This is a genomic window from Burkholderia sp. S-53 (assembly GCF_025560745.1).
Taxonomy (GTDB): domain Bacteria; phylum Pseudomonadota; class Gammaproteobacteria; order Burkholderiales; family Burkholderiaceae; genus Burkholderia; species Burkholderia pyrrocinia.
Map to the genome: position 1 here is coordinate 3,000,840 of NZ_CP090484.1, position 15,699 is coordinate 3,016,538.

17 protein-coding genes and 1 pseudogene are annotated in these 15,699 nt (G+C 65.7%); 15 read left to right on the forward strand and 3 right to left on the reverse strand.

Going from position 1 to position 15,699, the window contains the following annotated elements; translation table 11 throughout:
• Positions 1–13 precede the first annotated feature (13 nt).
• From LXM88_RS35520 to LXM88_RS35545, 6 genes and pseudogenes are all read left to right on the forward strand, one after another.
• The gene (locus tag LXM88_RS35520) at positions 14–403 is read left to right on the forward strand and encodes a VOC family protein (RefSeq protein ID WP_262544147.1); all 390 of its coding nucleotides are present in this window, start codon (positions 14–16) and stop codon (positions 401–403) included.
• Positions 404–513: 110 nt separating this feature from the next.
• Positions 514–1,764 (forward strand): DUF1479 domain-containing protein, encoded by a 1,251-nt coding sequence (locus tag LXM88_RS35525; protein WP_262544148.1) that lies wholly within the window; start codon positions 514–516, stop codon positions 1,762–1,764.
• Positions 1,765–1,973: 209 nt separating this feature from the next.
• A complete protein-coding gene (locus LXM88_RS35530; RefSeq protein WP_262544149.1) occupies positions 1,974–2,732 on the forward strand; it encodes a dimethylarginine dimethylaminohydrolase family protein in 759 nt (252 codons plus the stop codon).
• A gap of 98 nt (positions 2,733–2,830) precedes the next feature.
• Complete coding sequence (locus tag LXM88_RS35535; protein WP_006487769.1) at positions 2,831–3,295, forward strand: Lrp/AsnC family transcriptional regulator; 465 nt, start codon at positions 2,831–2,833, stop codon at positions 3,293–3,295.
• Between the two features lie 99 nt (positions 3,296–3,394).
• Positions 3,395–4,948, forward strand: coding sequence for an amino acid permease (locus LXM88_RS35540; protein WP_262544151.1), 1,554 nt, complete (start codon positions 3,395–3,397; stop codon positions 4,946–4,948).
• 9 nt (positions 4,949–4,957) lie between these two features.
• Positions 4,958–5,191: pseudogene (locus tag LXM88_RS35545) on the forward strand (DUF4440 domain-containing protein); the annotation flags it as partial.
• A 48-nt stretch (positions 5,192–5,239) separates the two neighbouring features.
• On the opposite strand, the gene LXM88_RS35550 reads toward LXM88_RS35545, so the two are convergent.
• Together LXM88_RS35550 and LXM88_RS35555 are read right to left on the reverse strand one after the other, a co-directional pair.
• A complete protein-coding gene (locus tag LXM88_RS35550; RefSeq protein ID WP_262544152.1) occupies positions 5,240–5,965 on the reverse strand; it encodes a glutathione S-transferase in 726 nt (241 codons plus the stop codon).
• A 122-nt stretch (positions 5,966–6,087) separates the two neighbouring features.
• Positions 6,088–6,411: a cupin domain-containing protein gene (locus LXM88_RS35555; protein ID WP_262544153.1), complete on the reverse strand. Its 324-nt coding sequence runs from the start codon at positions 6,409–6,411 to the stop codon at positions 6,088–6,090.
• 396 nt (positions 6,412–6,807) lie between these two features.
• On the opposite strand from LXM88_RS35555, the gene LXM88_RS35560 reads away from it, so the two are divergent.
• The 8 genes from LXM88_RS35560 to asd all read left to right on the forward strand — a co-directional run bounded on the left by LXM88_RS35560 (position 6,808) and on the right by asd (position 13,495).
• Positions 6,808–7,629, forward strand: a complete 822-nt coding sequence (locus LXM88_RS35560; protein ID WP_262544154.1) for a hypothetical protein — start codon at positions 6,808–6,810, stop codon at positions 7,627–7,629.
• 32 nt (positions 7,630–7,661) lie between these two features.
• Positions 7,662–8,420: a Tat pathway signal protein gene (locus LXM88_RS35565; protein ID WP_262547085.1), complete on the forward strand. Its 759-nt coding sequence runs from the start codon at positions 7,662–7,664 to the stop codon at positions 8,418–8,420.
• A gap of 233 nt (positions 8,421–8,653) precedes the next feature.
• The gene (gene leuC / locus LXM88_RS35570; protein WP_262544155.1) at positions 8,654–10,063 is read left to right on the forward strand and encodes a 3-isopropylmalate dehydratase large subunit; all 1,410 of its coding nucleotides are present in this window, start codon (positions 8,654–8,656) and stop codon (positions 10,061–10,063) included.
• A gap of 3 nt (positions 10,064–10,066) precedes the next feature.
• Positions 10,067–10,213, forward strand: a complete 147-nt coding sequence (locus tag LXM88_RS35575) for an entericidin A/B family lipoprotein (RefSeq protein ID WP_021158717.1) — start codon at positions 10,067–10,069, stop codon at positions 10,211–10,213.
• Positions 10,214–10,281: 68 nt separating this feature from the next.
• Positions 10,282–10,932, forward strand: coding sequence for a 3-isopropylmalate dehydratase small subunit (gene leuD, locus LXM88_RS35580; protein WP_034179996.1), 651 nt, complete (start codon positions 10,282–10,284; stop codon positions 10,930–10,932).
• A gap of 76 nt (positions 10,933–11,008) precedes the next feature.
• A complete protein-coding gene (gene leuB / locus LXM88_RS35585) occupies positions 11,009–12,076 on the forward strand; it encodes a 3-isopropylmalate dehydrogenase (protein ID WP_262544158.1) in 1,068 nt (355 codons plus the stop codon).
• A 96-nt stretch (positions 12,077–12,172) separates the two neighbouring features.
• Positions 12,173–12,292, forward strand: coding sequence for a hypothetical protein (locus LXM88_RS35590; RefSeq protein ID WP_047901343.1), 120 nt, complete (start codon positions 12,173–12,175; stop codon positions 12,290–12,292).
• Between the two features lie 81 nt (positions 12,293–12,373).
• Positions 12,374–13,495: an aspartate-semialdehyde dehydrogenase gene (asd, locus tag LXM88_RS35595; RefSeq protein WP_262544159.1), complete on the forward strand. Its 1,122-nt coding sequence runs from the start codon at positions 12,374–12,376 to the stop codon at positions 13,493–13,495.
• Positions 13,496–13,597: 102 nt separating this feature from the next.
• Here asd and flgE read toward each other — a convergent pair whose 3' ends face one another.
• Positions 13,598–14,842 (reverse strand): flagellar hook protein FlgE, encoded by a 1,245-nt coding sequence (flgE, locus tag LXM88_RS35600; protein WP_262544160.1) that lies wholly within the window; start codon positions 14,840–14,842, stop codon positions 13,598–13,600.
• A 485-nt stretch (positions 14,843–15,327) separates the two neighbouring features.
• Between flgE and LXM88_RS35605 the strand changes: the two genes are divergently transcribed.
• Entirely contained in the window at positions 15,328–15,624 is a 297-nt protein-coding gene (locus tag LXM88_RS35605) for a hypothetical protein (protein WP_262544161.1), read from the forward strand.
• Positions 15,625–15,699: the final 75 nt, after the last annotated feature.

Consider the following 15,699-nt stretch of genomic DNA (forward strand, 5'->3'; position numbering starts at 1 on the left):
ATGGAGCGATGCCATGTTTTCTCATGTTTGCGTGGGCGTCAGCGACACGACGCGCGCCTACGATTTCTATGCGCCGCTGTTCGCGGAACTCGGGTTGCGCCTGAAGTTCCGCGAGCCGGACGGCTGGTCGGGCTGGATGCCGGCCGATGCCGACCGGCCGCTGTTCTTCTTCGGCCAGCCGCTCGACGGCCGCGCACCCGAACCGGGCAACGGCCACACGATTGCGTTCAACGCGCCCACACGCGCGCTCGTCGACCGCTGCCACGCGCTTGCGCTGCGGCATGGCGGCACCTGCGAAGGGCCGCCGGGCCTGCGGCCCGATTACCACCGCGACTACTACGGCGCCTATTTCCGCGACCCGGACGGCAACAAGCTTTGCGTGGTCTGTCATCGTCCCGAGTAATGCACGGTTGTCAGGATTGTATCGATAATTGGCCGGATAGCGGTGATGGCGGTCGCGTGCCGGCCGTACGCTGACAGCACGTCACGACACGCTTCAGCGAGGAGACCACGATGCACCTGACGATCGACGATCTGCCCGCCGCGATCCGCGCGGCGAAACAGGCGCTGCGCGCCGACTTGCCCGGTTATGCGGCGACGTTCCGCGAGCTGGAGGGCGACATCGCGCGGCAGGTCGACGCGATCCGCCGCGCGTATGCGCATGGCCATGACGTGATTCCGGTGGTGCCGTTCGCGGATATCGCGGGCGGCACCGTTGACCCGCACGCGATCGCTGCGATTCGCACGCATGGCGCGGTCGTGATCCGCGGCGTGTTCGACGCGCGGCAGGCGAGCGACTGGAACGACGAGATCGGTGCGTATCTGGAGTCCAACCGCTTCGCCGACCGGCTGAATGCGCGCGCCGAGGATCGTTATTTCGGCAACCTCGCATCGGGCAAACCGCAGATCTACGGCGTCTACTGGTCGAAGCCGCAGGTGGCCGCGCGCCAGTCGCCGGCACTCACGCAGGCGCGCGTGTTCCTGAACCGCCTGTGGCGGCATGCGGACGGCGCGCGCACGCATTTCGATCCCGACCAGGTACCCGCGTATGCGGACCGGATTCGCCGCCGGCCGCCGGGCTCGACGTCGCTCGGGCTGTCGCCGCATGTCGACGGCGGTTCCGTCGAACGCTGGCTCGGCGCGAACTTCCGTCAGGTCTATCGCCATGTGCTGGCCGGCCGCTGGCGCGATTACGACCCGTTCGATGCCGCGTTCCGGCCCGATCTTGAGGAGATTCCGTCGCCGGCCGTGTGTTCGATGTTCCGCACGTTCCAGGGCTGGACCGCGCTGACGCCGCAGGGGCCCGGCGACGGCACGCTGCAGCTGATCCCGGTCGCGAACGCGATGGCCTATGGCGTGCTGCGCGCGTTGCAGGACGATGTCGCCGACGACGACCTGTGCGGCGCGCGTCCCGGCCGTGCGCTGTCGATCCGGCCCGAATGGCACGCGCTGCTGCTCGACGCGCTGGTGCCGATCCCGCACATGGAGCCGGGCGACGCGGTGTTCTGGCACGGCGACGTCGTGCATGCGGTCGAGGATGCGCATCGCGGCAGCGGCGACAGCAACGTGATGTACATCGCGGCCGCGCCCGGCTGCGCGAAGAACGACGCGTACCTGCGGCGCCAGTTGCCCGCGTTCGTGCGCGGCGAGAGCCCGCCCGATTTCCCGGCCGATCATTTCGAGGTCGAATTCGACGGACGCGGCAGGGAGGGCGATCTCACGGCGCTCGGCCGCTCGCAGATGGGGTTCGGGCCCGGAGCGTAACGGGCGCGCCGCATACGAACGCGGCCGTTCGCGATGCGGCGAACGGCCGTCTGCCGAATCCGCTGCGTACCGCGCGCAATTCGACGCAATCGGCTGTCGGCGCAACCGAAATCGACGCGAATTGCGCAATTTGGCTTCCGATAATGGTCCGGACACAACGCCGCTGCCCCGTGCGCCGCATGGGTGTGGCGCTGACCAAGGAGGAGTCGATGCAATTCACGCAAGCGATCGTTCGCCGTCCCGCGCAGTCCTGTGGCGCGGGCCTGACCACCGCCGAACTCGGCGCGCCCGACTACGACAAGACGCTCACGCAGTTCCACGCGTATTGCGATGCGCTGCGCACGCTCGGCGTCGCGCTGACCGAACTGCCGCCGCTGGATGCGTTCCCCGATTCGCATTTCGTCGAGGATGTCGCCGTCGTGACGCCGGAGTTCGCGGTGATCACGCGCCCCGGCGCGCCCGCTCGGCGCGGCGAGACGGCGCATATCGAAGCGGCGCTCGCCGCGCATCGCGACCTGCTGCCGATGAAGGAAGGCCGTCTCGACGGCGGTGACGTGATGCTGGTCGGCAAGCGCTTCTACATCGGCCTGACGGGCCGCACCGACGCCGAAGGCATCGCCGCGTTCGAAGCGCTCGTGGCGCGCTACGGTTATTCGGTCGTCGCGGTGCCGGTGGGCGCCGGCCTGCACCTGAAGTCGGTCGTCAACGCGCTCGGCGACGACACGCTGCTCGTGACCGAAGCGCTGGCCGCGCATCCGGCGTTCGCCGACTATCGCCGGATCGCGATCTCGGCCGCCGACGAGTACGCGGGCAACACGCTGCGCGTGAACGGCACGCTGATCACGCCGGCCGGCTATCCGCGCGTGCACGATGCGATCGCGTCGCTCGGGCTGCCGCTGCACGTGATCGACACGAGCGAGTTCCGCAAGATGGACGGCGGCCTGACCTGCCTGTCGCTGCGGTTCTAGCCGATTGGCGCGCGGCCGCTTCGGCCGGATAATGTGGCCCCCGCGCGGAACAGGAGACGTTCCGCGCACCAGCCACGACCCGACCGGAGCGAACGCGGATGACCGACAAGAAGATGCAGCTCGACAAGATCGATCTCCGGATCCTCGACATCCTGCGCACCGACGGGCGGATTTCCTACCGGAAGCTGTCCGAGCTCGTGAACCTCACGCCGCGGCCCTGCCAGGCGCGCGTGGAGCGGCTCGAGGCGCTCGGCGTGATCGAAGGCTACCGCGCGGTGATCAAGGCGCCGCGCGCGACCAAGCCGATCGTCGTGATCGCGCAGATCGTGCTGGCCGATCACGGGCGTTCGCAGGCGCCGTTCGAGGAGGAAATGCGGGCGAATCCGGCCGTGCTCGATTGCTGGCTCGTCAGCGGCACGTTCGATTTTCTCGTGCGGCTCGCGTGCGAGGATCTCGACGAGTACCGGCGGATCGCGAACGTCTGGCTGGAAAGCCCGCGGTTCCGGATCGAGAAGATCGTGACGACGGCTGAACTGCAGGCGATCAAGCGCAGCGTCGTTTGACGCGGCCGGGAAGGTCCGGCTTCCATGCGAATGACCGAATCAATCGATTTGTATTCCGAATCAAATCGATCGAACCGAAATCCAATCAAGGTGAAAACTATGGATGCTTTGCAAGCGGCAGCGGAGACGGCCGCGCCGTCCGGGACGACGCTGAAGCGCCGTCTGCAGGGCCGCCACATCGCGATGATCGCGATCGGCGGCTCGATCGGCACGGGGCTGTTCGTCGCGTCGGGCGCGTCGGTCGCGCAGGCGGGGCCGGGCGGTGCGATTGCCGCGTATATCGCGATCGGGATCATGGTCTACTTCGTCGTCACGGGGCTCGGCGAGATGGCCGCGCTGATGCCGGTGTCGGGTTCGTTCGCGATCTACGGCGAGAAGTACGTCGACGAAGGCTTCGGCGTCGCGCTCGGCTGGACCTACTGGTACAGCTGGGCCGTGACGATCGCGATCGAGCTGGTCGCCGCGCAGATCGTGATGCGCTACTGGTTTCCAGCCGTGCCGGGCGTGTGGTGGGGCGCGGGCTTCCTCGTGCTGATCTTCCTGCTGAATACGCTGTCGGTGCGCGGTTTCGGCGAATCGGAATACTGGTTCTCGCTGATCAAGGTCGTCACCGTGATCGCGTTCATCGCGGCCGGGCTGCTGATCGCGGCCGGCGTGCTTGGCAGCGGGCATACCGGCAGCGGGCATACCGTCGGCTGGCGCAACTTCACGACCGGCGACGCGCCGTTCGTCGGCGGCGTGCACGCGATGATGAGCGTCGCGCTGATCGCGGGATTCTCGTTTCTCGGCACGGAACTGGTCGGGATCACAGCCGGCGAATCGGAGAATCCGCGCAAGACGATCCCGCGCGCGGTGAAGCAGATCTTCTGGCGGATCATGCTGTTCTATGTGCTCGCGATCTCCGTGATCGGCCTGCTTGTGCCGTACACGGATCCGAACCTGCTGAAGAGCGACGTGACCGACATCGGCGTCAGCCCGTTCACGCTGGTGTTCAGCCATGCGGGCTTCCCGCTCGCCGCCGGCGCGATGAACCTCGTGATCCTGACGGCCGTGCTGTCGGCCGGCAATTCCGGCACCTACGCGGCGACGCGGATGCTGTACAACCTCGCGTCGGAAGGGCGCGCGCCGACGATGTTCGCGAAACTGTCGCCGGGTGGCGTGCCGCGCAACGCACTGTACGCGACGATGGCCGTCGGCGGGCTGTGTTTCCTCACGTCGCTGACCAACAACCAGAGCATCTATCTGTGGCTGTTGAATACGGTCGGCATCACGGGCTTCATCGCGTGGCTCGGCATCGCGGTCTGCCATTACCGGTTCCGCAAGGGTTTCCTGAAGCAGGGCTACCGGCTCGATCAACTGCCGTATCGCGCGAAGTGGTTCCCGTTCGGGCCGCTGTTCGCGATCGCGATCTGCATCGTGATCTCGCTCGGGCAGGACTACCAGGCATTCTTCGCGGCCCGAATCGACTGGATGGAAGTGCTGTCGATCTATGTGTGGATTCCGCTGTTCGTCGCGATCTGGTGGGCGTATCGCCGTGCGCGCAAGAGCCGGCTCGTGCGCTATGAGGAGATGGATATCGGGCCGTGGCTGACGCGCTCGGTCGAGGCCATCGATGCGGCGGCGGACTCGCGCGAGCGATCGCGCGGTGCGTAGTGAGCGCGCGGGATCGACGCGCTGTTCGCGCGCGGTCACGGCGCGCGTCCGGGGCGGGTGATCGGCATCGACGAGTTGCGCGGATTGGCCGTGGGGCGGGACGGTGCGGCGATCGGCTGTCGCGAGATGCAGGCCGACGGAGAAGGGCGCCTCAAGGTGCGGCGCTCGACGGCCGTGTTCCGGCGCGAAGCGGATGGCCTGATCGTGTGGCGACACCTTCACGAGACACCGGTCGCTACGTGAGCGGGACGGGTGCCGCCGCGCACGACGACGCTCGGGTGTCGGCAGCCGTTACTTGTCGAGTTCCGGATAGTGCCGGAAGATCCCCAAGTCGTTGAATGGAATGCGGCGTTCTGACTCGAGATAGCGCGCGATGGGCGGATGCTGCGCGACGCGGTCGTGCAGGCCGACGAGCCCCGCGACTTTCCGCTCCGCGCGCTTCATCGCCTTCGGGAACGCATAGCGCAGCCCTTCGATCAGCTGGAACATCGACAGATCCGCGTAGCTGAGCGCGCTGCCGGCAATATGGCCGCCCTTGTGCGGATTCTGTTCGAGCACGCGGTCGAAATAGCCGAGGAATTTCGGCAGCCGATTCTCGAGGAAATCGGCCGCGCGCTCGGCCGCTTCCGCTTTCTGGTCCTCGTAGTACAGGCCGCTTGCGATCGGATGATGCGTGTCGTGGATCTCGGTGACGAAATCGGCGACGGTCAACTGGATCTGGTGCACCCACAGCCGGCCGGCTTCGTCGTCGGGCGCGAGCCCGAGCCGAGCGCCGAGAAACAGCAGGATGTTCGCGGTCTGCCCGACGACGACATCGCCGGCTTTCAGGAATGGCGGCGCGAACGGCACGTTTTCCGCTTTCGTACTGTCCATCATGCGCATCATTGCCGACACGCCCATTCCACGTCCCGATTCGCGCGCGACGTCGACGTAGTCGGCCTCGGCCGCCTCGAGTGCGAGCCGCACGTATTCGCCGCGGCCCTGGATCTCGGGCCAGTAATAGAGTTCGTATCGCATGCTGTTCTCCTGTTCAGTTGAACCGGATGCTCGAGCTGTCGTGATGACCGAGCGGCCGTGCGCCGTCGGTCGCAAACAGGCAGTCCAGGCAGTCGCAAGAAAAGTGCCGTGCGCATCGCGCGTCACGCGCCGCGTTCGCCGCCTTCAGGGCCGTAGAAGAACACCCATGTCGAGAAGTCGACGGAGAAATCGACGAAGCGATGCACCGCGTGCGCAGGGACGAACAGCGCGTCGCCGGCCGCGACGTCGCATTCGCGCTCGTCGACGATGAAGCGCGACGTGCCGGTGGCGATCACGTAAACCTCGTCGCGCGTATGCGGCTTCTGCTTGTCCTCGATGCGCGGCCGATACAGCTCGACGTCGAGCGTGCCGTGGCGAAACAGCGTCGTGAACAGCGTGCCTTCTTCGTCGAGGCGAGCAAGCGATTCGTTCAGACCGAGCTTCATCGTGGTGTGCTCCGGATCAGATCATGGGGACGTGCGTTGCGCCATCGTAACGCGAAATCCGGAGGTGGCCGTGCAGCGCGCGACGATGCACGCGAATCGCATGCTCGCCACCGGTGAAACGACGTAGCGTTCGCTCGCCACGGATGAAACGCATTCGCCCATCGGTGAAACGGCATGACGATCGCCTGCATTCGATCGACAGGTTCACCGCAATTTAATAAACGCCCACTACGATCCTGCATCGTCGATCCACACAATGCAGCGATCCGATCCACGCGTCGACTCTGCGAACCGTCGCTGAACCGCGCGACTCGCCCGATTGCCATTCCCCATGACCCCGCGATTTGCAACGCCTCGACCTGCCGCCGGCGTTATTCGCATTGTTTCGCAATTCTTATGAATCAGACCCCGTCGGCTTCTTCACGCAGAAAATTTCTTGCCGCCGCACCCGCCGTTGCGGCGGCGCCGCTGCTGAGCGCATGCGGTGGCGACGACGTCACGTCGGCGCCCATCGCCGACAGCGCACTTGCCGCGCAGATGTCCGCGAAGCTGAACGCGCAGCTCGGCGATGCGGCGACGGTCAATGCGATCGTGCCGGCGCTGACCGATGTCGGCTTCACGTGGGATCTGCCGACGGTCCCCGCCGCGCAGATCGGCGCGATCGTCGCATACAGCTTCGGCAACCGCCCGAACGCGGCGAGCGGCAACACGTCGAGCACGGGCGGCAACCAGTCCGCGCTGCCCGATCCGGGGCCGGTCAACGAAGCGCTCGCGGACGCGGTCTACCGCGTCCGTCAGTTGAAGCCCGTCAAGGTCTACGCGCAGTGGGAAATCGCGCGCTTTCTCGTGTCGAAATACGGAATGGGTGCCGACGTGCTGTCGTCGATCGAACCGGTGATCGCGAGCAACGGCTCGATCGTGTACCTGAGCACGGCCGGCGTCGCGGCCGTGGCCGTGTCGCGCGCGGGCGGCGCGGCCGCGATGGGCACCGTCGCGGTGGTCGGCCATCGCGATCACGCGAAGCGCTGCATCCAGACCTCGCAGCAGGCGGGCATGAAGGCGGCCGCGGTTGCCGAAGTGCCGCTCCCGACCGTGTACGACCCGCAATCGGGCCAGCCGTGGACGCGCAACCGCAGCCTCTACCTCGTGCACGACATGTATGCGCAGATGCTTTCGCACGCGGTGACCGCGACGATGCAGGCGTTCCCGAAGGGCTGACGCCTTCCGCTTTCAACTCGATCCTCATGACCATGAAGACCCGCCGCCATTTCCTGGCTTCCACCTCCGTACTGGCCGCATCGTGTGCGGCCGTCACCCCCGTGTTCGCAAGCGATGCGCCGGCCTCCGATGCCGAACTGCAGCGCCAGATGCTCGGCAAGCTGACGAACGAACTGAACGATCGCGCGACCGCCGCCGACGAGACGGGTTACCTGTTCGACACGTTTTTCTCGTGGACACCGCCTACCGTCGACGCGGCCGGCATCAATGCGATCGCCGCGTTCAGCTTTGGCAGTCGCGCCGCGGCGCCCGGTGCCGCGCCGGTGCCGGGCCCGGTGAACGAGGCAATTGCCGACGCCGTGTTCGCGCTCCGACAGAAGGTCGCCGTGCCGGTCTACGCGCAGCAGGAAGTCGCGAGCGTGCTCGCGTCGAAATACGGGCTGACGACCGGCGTGACGTCGATCGCGACGCCGGCGATGAACGCCGGCAGCCCGATACCGGCGCCTGACGGCGTCGTCGCTGCGATCGTCAAGCAGGCCGGCTCGGCCGCGGCGCTCGGCAAGGTCGCGATCGTCACGCACGCGGATCAGGCGTCGATCGCCGTGCGCGTGTCGAATGCGGCGGGGATGCAGGCCGCGGTGCCGGCCGGACTGGCGCTGCCGGTCGCCTACGACACGTCCGCGCAGCCGCCGGCGATGCGCCGCCGCGATCTCTACCTGATGAGCAACGCCGGCATGCAGCTTGCGATGCTGCGGCTCGACCTGATCAACCGCGAATATCCGAACGGCTGACGCCGCCGGGTTCCGGCCCGCCGCGCGCGGTCCGGGCGACGCGATCCGCGATCGCGGTCATCCGGACCCGGCGCGCCCGATTTGCCGGGTAATGCCGATACAGGTATTGGGACTACCAGCCAAACCACTGTTTTTAATGGGTTTTTTCGCGTCCGGCCTGCGCCGTGACGTGTTCTGCGTGGCATAATCGACCGCATCCGCAAGGCTTGTAGTCACAACGACCCCGCATACCCATGGCACAGACTCTCTACGACAAACTGTGGAATACCCACGTCGTCCACACCGAGGATGACGGCACGACCTTGCTGTACATCGACCGTCAACTGCTGCATGAAGTCACGAGCCCGCAGGCGTTCGAAGGGCTGAAGATCGCGCACCGTCCGGTTTGGCGCATCAGCGCGAACCTGGCCGTGTCGGACCACAACGTGCCGACGACGGACCGCAGCCACGGCATCGCCGATCCCGTCTCGAAGCTGCAGGTCGACACGCTCGACGCGAACTGCGACGCGTTCGGCATCACGCAGTTCAAGATGAACGACGTGCGCCAGGGCATCGTCCACATCATCGGGCCGGAGCAGGGCGCGACGCTGCCGGGCATGACGATCGTGTGCGGCGATTCGCATACGTCGACGCACGGCGCGTTCGGCGCGCTCGCGCACGGCATCGGCACGTCGGAAGTCGAGCACGTGCTCGCGACGCAAACGCTGCTGCAGAAAAAGAGCAAGAACATGCTCGTGAAGGTCGAGGGCGCACTGCCGCGCGGCTGTACCGCGAAGGACATCGTGCTCGCGATCATCGGCAAGATCGGCACGGCAGGCGGCACGGGCTACGCGATCGAATTCGGCGGCTCGACGATCCGCGCGCTGACGATGGAAGGCCGCATGACGGTCTGCAACATGGCGATCGAGGCCGGCGCGCGCGCGGGCATGGTCGCGGTGGACGACACGACGATCGATTACCTGAAGGGCCGTCCGTTCGTGCCGACCGGCGCGGAATGGGACCAGGCCGTCGAATACTGGCGCCAGTTCACGTCCGACGAAGGCGCGCAGTTCGACCGCGTCGTCGAACTGAACGCAGCCGAGATCGTCCCGCAGGTCACGTGGGGCACGTCGCCGGAAATGGTCACGTCGATCGACGGTCGCGTGCCCGATCCCGAGCGCGAGAAGGATCCGGTCAAGCGCGACGCGATGGAGCGCGCGCTGGCCTACATGGCGCTCGAGCCGAACACGCCGATCGAATCGATCAAGGTCGACAAGATCTTCATCGGCTCGTGCACGAACGCGCGGATCGAGGACATCCGCGCAGCCGCGTATGTCGTGAAGAAGCTGAACCGTCGCATCGCGTCGAACGTGCGGCTCGCGATGGTCGTGCCGGGCTCGGGTCTCGTGAAGGCGCAGGCGGAACGCGAAGGGCTCGACAAGGTGTTCACGGATGCGGGCTTCGAATGGCGCGAGCCGGGCTGCTCGATGTGCCTCGCGATGAACGCCGACCGGCTCGATCCGGGCGAGCGCTGCGCATCGACGTCGAACCGCAACTTCGAAGGCCGGCAGGGCGCGGGCGGTCGTACGCACCTCGTGAGCCCCGCGATGGCGGCGGCTGCGGCGATCGAAGGCCATTTCGTCGACATTCGCAAGCTGGGGTAACGCGTGACGGCATCGAAGGTCATCGCGCGGCTGGTTGCCGCGCTGGCGCTCGCGGGGCTGGGCTTCGGCCTCGCGGGCTGCAATACCGTCCAGGGCTTCGGGCAGGACGTCAACGCCGCCGGCAACGCGCTGAAGCGCGCCGCGGAGTGACGATTCCCGCCGAGCATTTGTCGATGTGCGCCGGCTGAACGCCGGCCCTCCAACCGGATAGACGGATCATGGAAAAATTCACAGTACATACCGGCGTCGTGGCGCCGCTCGATCGCGAGAACGTCGACACCGACGCGATCATCCCGAAGCAGTTCCTGAAGTCGATCAAGCGCACGGGTTTCGGCCCGAACGCGTTCGACGAGTGGCGTTACCTCGACCACGGCGAGCCGGGTCAGGACAACTCGAAGCGTCCGCTGAATCCGGACTTCGTGCTGAACCAGCCGCGCTACCAGGGCGCGTCGGTGCTGGTCGCGCGCAAGAACTTCGGCTGCGGCAGCTCGCGCGAGCACGCGCCGTGGGCGCTGCAGCAGTACGGCTTCCGCGCGATCATCGCGCCGAGCTTCGCGGACATCTTCTTCAACAACTGCTACAAGAATGGCTTGCTGCCGATCGTGCTGACCGAGCAGCAGGTCGATCACGTGTTCAACGACACGTACGCGTTCAACGGCTACCAGCTGACGATCGACCTCGACGCGCAGGTCGTGCGCACGGGCGACGGCCGCGAGTATCCGTTCGAGATCGCCGCGTTCCGCAAGTACTGCCTGCTGAACGGCTTCGACGACATCGGCCTCACGCTGCGCCACGCGGACAAGATCCGCCAGTTCGAAGCCGAGCGGCTCGTGAAGCAGCCGTGGCTCAACACCAAGCTGGTCGGCTGATATCGCCTTTCGGGCGGGCGCGCTTGTCGCGCGCTCGCCGGCCTGCCTCCATTACCTATCCAGTCAGGAATAACGCATGAAGATTGCAGTGTTGCCCGGCGACGGCATCGGTCCGGAAATCGTCACCGAAGCGGTGAAGGTGCTGAACGCACTCGACGAGACGTTCGAACTCGAACAGGCGCCGGTCGGCGGCGCGGGCTACGAGGCAAGCGGCCATCCGCTGCCCGACGCGACGCTGAAGCTCGCGAAGGAAGCCGACGCGATCCTGTTCGGCGCGGTCGGCGACTGGAAATACGACTCGCTCGAGCGCGCGCTGCGCCCCGAGCAGGCGATCCTCGGGCTGCGCAAGCATCTGGAGCTGTTCGCGAACTTCCGCCCGGCGATCTGCTATCCGCAGCTCGTCGATGCGTCGCCGCTGAAGCCCGAGCTCGTCGCGGGCCTCGACATCCTGATCGTGCGCGAACTGAACGGCGACATCTACTTCGGCCAGCCGCGCGGCGTGCGTGCGGCGCCGGACGGCCCGTTCGCCGGCGAGCGCGAAGGCTTCGACACGATGCGCTACTCGGAACCGGAAGTGCGCCGCATCGCGCACGTCGCGTTCCAGGCGGCACGCAAGCGCGCGAAGAAGCTGCTGTCGGTCGACAAGTCGAACGTGCTCGAAACGTCGCAGTTCTGGCGCGACATCATGATCGACGTGTCGAAGGAATACGCGGATGTCGAGCTGTCGCACATGTACGTCGATAACGCGGCGATGCAGCTCGCGAAGGCGCCGAAGCAGTTCGACGTGATCGTCACGGGCAACATGTTCGGCGACATCCTGTCGGATGAAGCGTCGATGCTGACGGGCTCGATCGGCATGCTGCCGTCGGCGTCGCTCGACAAGAACAACAAGGGCCTGTACGAACCGTCGCACGGTTCGGCGCCGGACATCGCGGGCAAGGGCATCGCGAATCCGCTCGCGACGATCCTGTCGGCCGCGATGCTGCTGCGCTACTCGCTGAATCGCGCGGAGCAGGCCGATCGCATCGAGCGCGCGGTGAAAACTGTGCTCGAACAGGGTTACCGCACGGGCGACATCGCGACGCCGGGCTGCCAGCAGGTCGGCACGGCGGCGATGGGCGACGCGGTGGTCGCAGCGCTGTAAGCAGGAAGTAAGGGGTGCGAACGCGGCCGGTAAAAACGGCGCGTTCGCGCCGGGTTGGCCGTTGTGCGGCCGAATAGGTTTGTGTAGACTCGAACGATGGCGCTGATTTCCCTGATCTCCCCGGTCTTGAAACTCCACGGCAACATTGCCCGTGCGGGTGCGCGCGCCATCGTCATCACGAAAACCATTACCACGAAAACGATCATTAAACGCTGATCGTCCGTCGTGCCCGCCTTTTTCCCCGCGCGGTCACAGCGGGGACGGAAATGGCGGGGAAGCTCCATCAAAGGGTTAGTCATGAACGTAGGTCTCGTAGGTTGGCGCGGCATGGTCGGCAGCGTCCTGATGCAGCGCATGCAGGAAGAGGGTGATTTCGACCTGATCGAACCGGTGTTTTTCAGCACCAGCAACACGGGCGGCAAAGCGCCGTCGTTCGCGAAAAACGAGACTACGCTCAAGGACGCGACCAACGTCGACGAGCTGAAGAAGTGCGACGTGATCATCACGTGCCAGGGCGGCGACTACACGAACGACGTGTTCCCGAAGCTGCGCGCGGCCGGCTGGAACGGCTACTGGATCGACGCGGCGTCGTCGCTGCGGATGAAGGACGACGCGGTCATCATCCTCGATCCGGTCAACCTCGACGTGATCAAGGACGCGCTCGTCAAGGGCACGAAGAACTTCATCGGCGGCAACTGCACGGTCAGCCTGATGCTGATGGCGCTCGGCGGCCTGTTCCGCGAGAAACTCGTCGACTGGATGACGGCGATGACCTATCAGGCCGCATCGGGCGCGGGCGCGCAGAACATGCGTGAACTGCTGTCGCAGATGGGCACGCTGAACGGCGCGGTGAAGGAACAGCTCGCCGATCCGGCGTCGGCCATCCTCGACATCGACCGCCGCGTGCTGGCCGCGATGAACAGCGACGCGATGCCGACCAGCAACTTCGGCGTGCCGCTCGCCGGTTCGCTGATTCCGTGGATCGACAAGGATCTCGGCAACGGGATGTCGAAGGAAGAGTGGAAGGGCGGCGCGGAAACCAACAAGATCCTCGGCAAGCCGGCGATGGGCGAGCCGGGTTCGATCCCGGTCGACGGCCTGTGCGTGCGGATCGGCGCGATGCGCTGCCACTCGCAGGCACTGACGATCAAGCTGAACAAGGACGTGCCGCTCGACGAGATCAACGGCATCCTCGCATCGGCGAACGATTGGGTGAAGGTCGTGCCGAACGAGCGTGAAGCGTCGATGCGCGACCTGTCGCCGGCGAACGTCACGGGCACGCTGACGGTGCCGGTCGGCCGCGTGCGCAAGCTCGCGATGGGCGGCGAATACCTGTCGGCATTCACGGTCGGCGACCAGCTGCTGTGGGGCGCGGCCGAGCCGCTGCGCCGCATGCTGCGCATCCTGCTCGACAAGTAAGCCCGCTTGCCGGTCCGCTTCGCGGGCCGGGCTGCACACGATGACGCGCCGCGTCGGCCTTGACGATGTCACGGCTGGCGCGGCGCGTTTTTCATGCGCGGATCAGCGCAGGTTCAGCAGCGTCTGGTCGACCGCCTGCTGGGTCTTGATCGTCTGCGCGTTGGCCTGGTAATTGCGCTGCGCGGTGATCAGGTTCACGAGCTCGGTCGTCAGGTTGACGTTCGAGTTTTCCAGCGCGCTGCCCTGCAGCGTGCCGTGGTTCGTGCTGCCCGGCGCGGAGATCTGCGGCACGCCCGACGCAGAGGTTTCCGCGTACTGGTTGCCGCCGAGGTTCACGAGCCCGTTCGGGTTGTTGAAGTTCGCGAGCGCGATCAGGCCGAGCAGTGCGCTCTGGCCGTTCGAGTAGTTGCCGGTCAGCTTGCCGTCGGTGCCGATCGAGAACGTCGTCAGCGTACCGCTCGCGAAGCCGTCCTGTGCGAGGTTGTTCACGCCGTCCTTCCCGCCGTATTGCGTCGTGCCGCTCAGGTCGAGCGTCAGGTTCTGCGGGTTGGCGCCGCCCGTCGTGTTGGGGATCGAGAACGCGAACTGACCGAGGCTCGCCGTCGGCTGGCCGGTGGCGGCGGACGTCGTCGAGCTGATCCGGCCCGACGTATCGAACGTGACGGTGCCGAGATTCGTCGGCGTCTGGCCCTGCACGCCCGCGTAGGCCTGCCAGGTGCCGGCAGCACTCTTCGCGAAGTACATCGTGACCTGCTGCGAGCCGCCGAGCGTGTCGTAGACCTGGATCGACGAATTGTAGTTGTACGTCGTGTTGTCGGCCGCGTTGAACGGCGTCTTGACCGGCACCTTGTCCTGCGAGTTCAGGTTGAACTGGCCGGTGATCTTGGTCGTTGCCCGCGGCGCGATGTTGTTGGTCGGCGCCTGCAGCGGCACGGTCTGCGCGGTGTTGATCACGCCGCCCGCGTCTGCCGCATAGCCCATCAGGTTGCGGCCTTGCGAGTCGACGATGGCGCCGTTCTTGTCGCGGTGGAACGTGCCGTCGCGCGAGTAGGTCGTCACGCCGTTGTTCGACATCTGGAAGAAGCCGTTGCCGTTGATCGCGACGTCCAGCGACGAGTTCGTCGTATTGATCGTCCCCTGGCCGAAATTCTGCTGCACCGACGCGAGCCGCGTGCCGATGCCGATCTGCGTGTTGACCGACGTCGCGACCGAATTCGCATACATGTCCGCGAAGTTCGCGCGGCCCTGCTTGAAGCCGGTCGTGTTTGCGTTCGCGATGTTGTTGCCGATCACGTCGAGATTGCTCGACGCGCCGGCCAACCCGCTCAAACCCTGCTGATAGCCCATGTTCGATCCCCGTAACGAGCTGGTGAGTGATTGCAGTCCTGCAACTGCGCGTTGACCCTCTGGCACTTCACGGCGTCAGCCCGGCCGACCGCGCTCCTGCCTTTCCGGCATGTGTGAACGCGATGGTCGAATTGCGCCGATTCCTTGTTTGAAGACGATCGTAGCGACCGCAATTATTAGATCTGTGTAATTTTGTGTAATGTAATTGAATTGTGATCGAAATGACTGTTTTTGTATGAGCAATGGATCGTGATGTCAGGCTCTGAAGCCTTATGGGGCGGGGATTTGGTGGGGTTGGTGTTCAATTCGACGATAAGAGATGGGAATTGCCTTCTTATCGCGCAATTGAAATTGATTTAAATAGGATCGGCAGGCCGGCGGGATTTATTTGTAATGGCGGCTGTTAATCCATTAACGGCAGGTGCCGCGAATTGTTGAGCGGATGCACCCGATTCCCCGGTCGTGGTTCGGCGCCGGACCTCTGGATGGGCGAACCGCCGGGCGGACATGCGCAAGCTTCGAACCACTGGCGCGGCCGATCCTGCAATTCCTGGGTGCGAGGAGAGGAAGCGACGCAGCGTCAAGCGTTGTCATTCGTTCCGGATGCGATGTTGTCGCAACGATTTTCATCCATTGACGCTTGTCCTTTCGATCCATCCGGCACGCCGGCCGAAGTGTGCGGCCCCGTGTGCAGCTCGACGCGATCGCCGCGCGTGCCGCCGCGCGAGCGCAGCCGGTTGCACCGGCCCGGCGACGAATTCGGCCCGAATGCGATCACGTGAAGTAAACTACGCGGTTACGACGCACAGACCCGCCGAAAGCGTCGCGTTCCGCGCGACGCTTTTGCATTTCTGCGG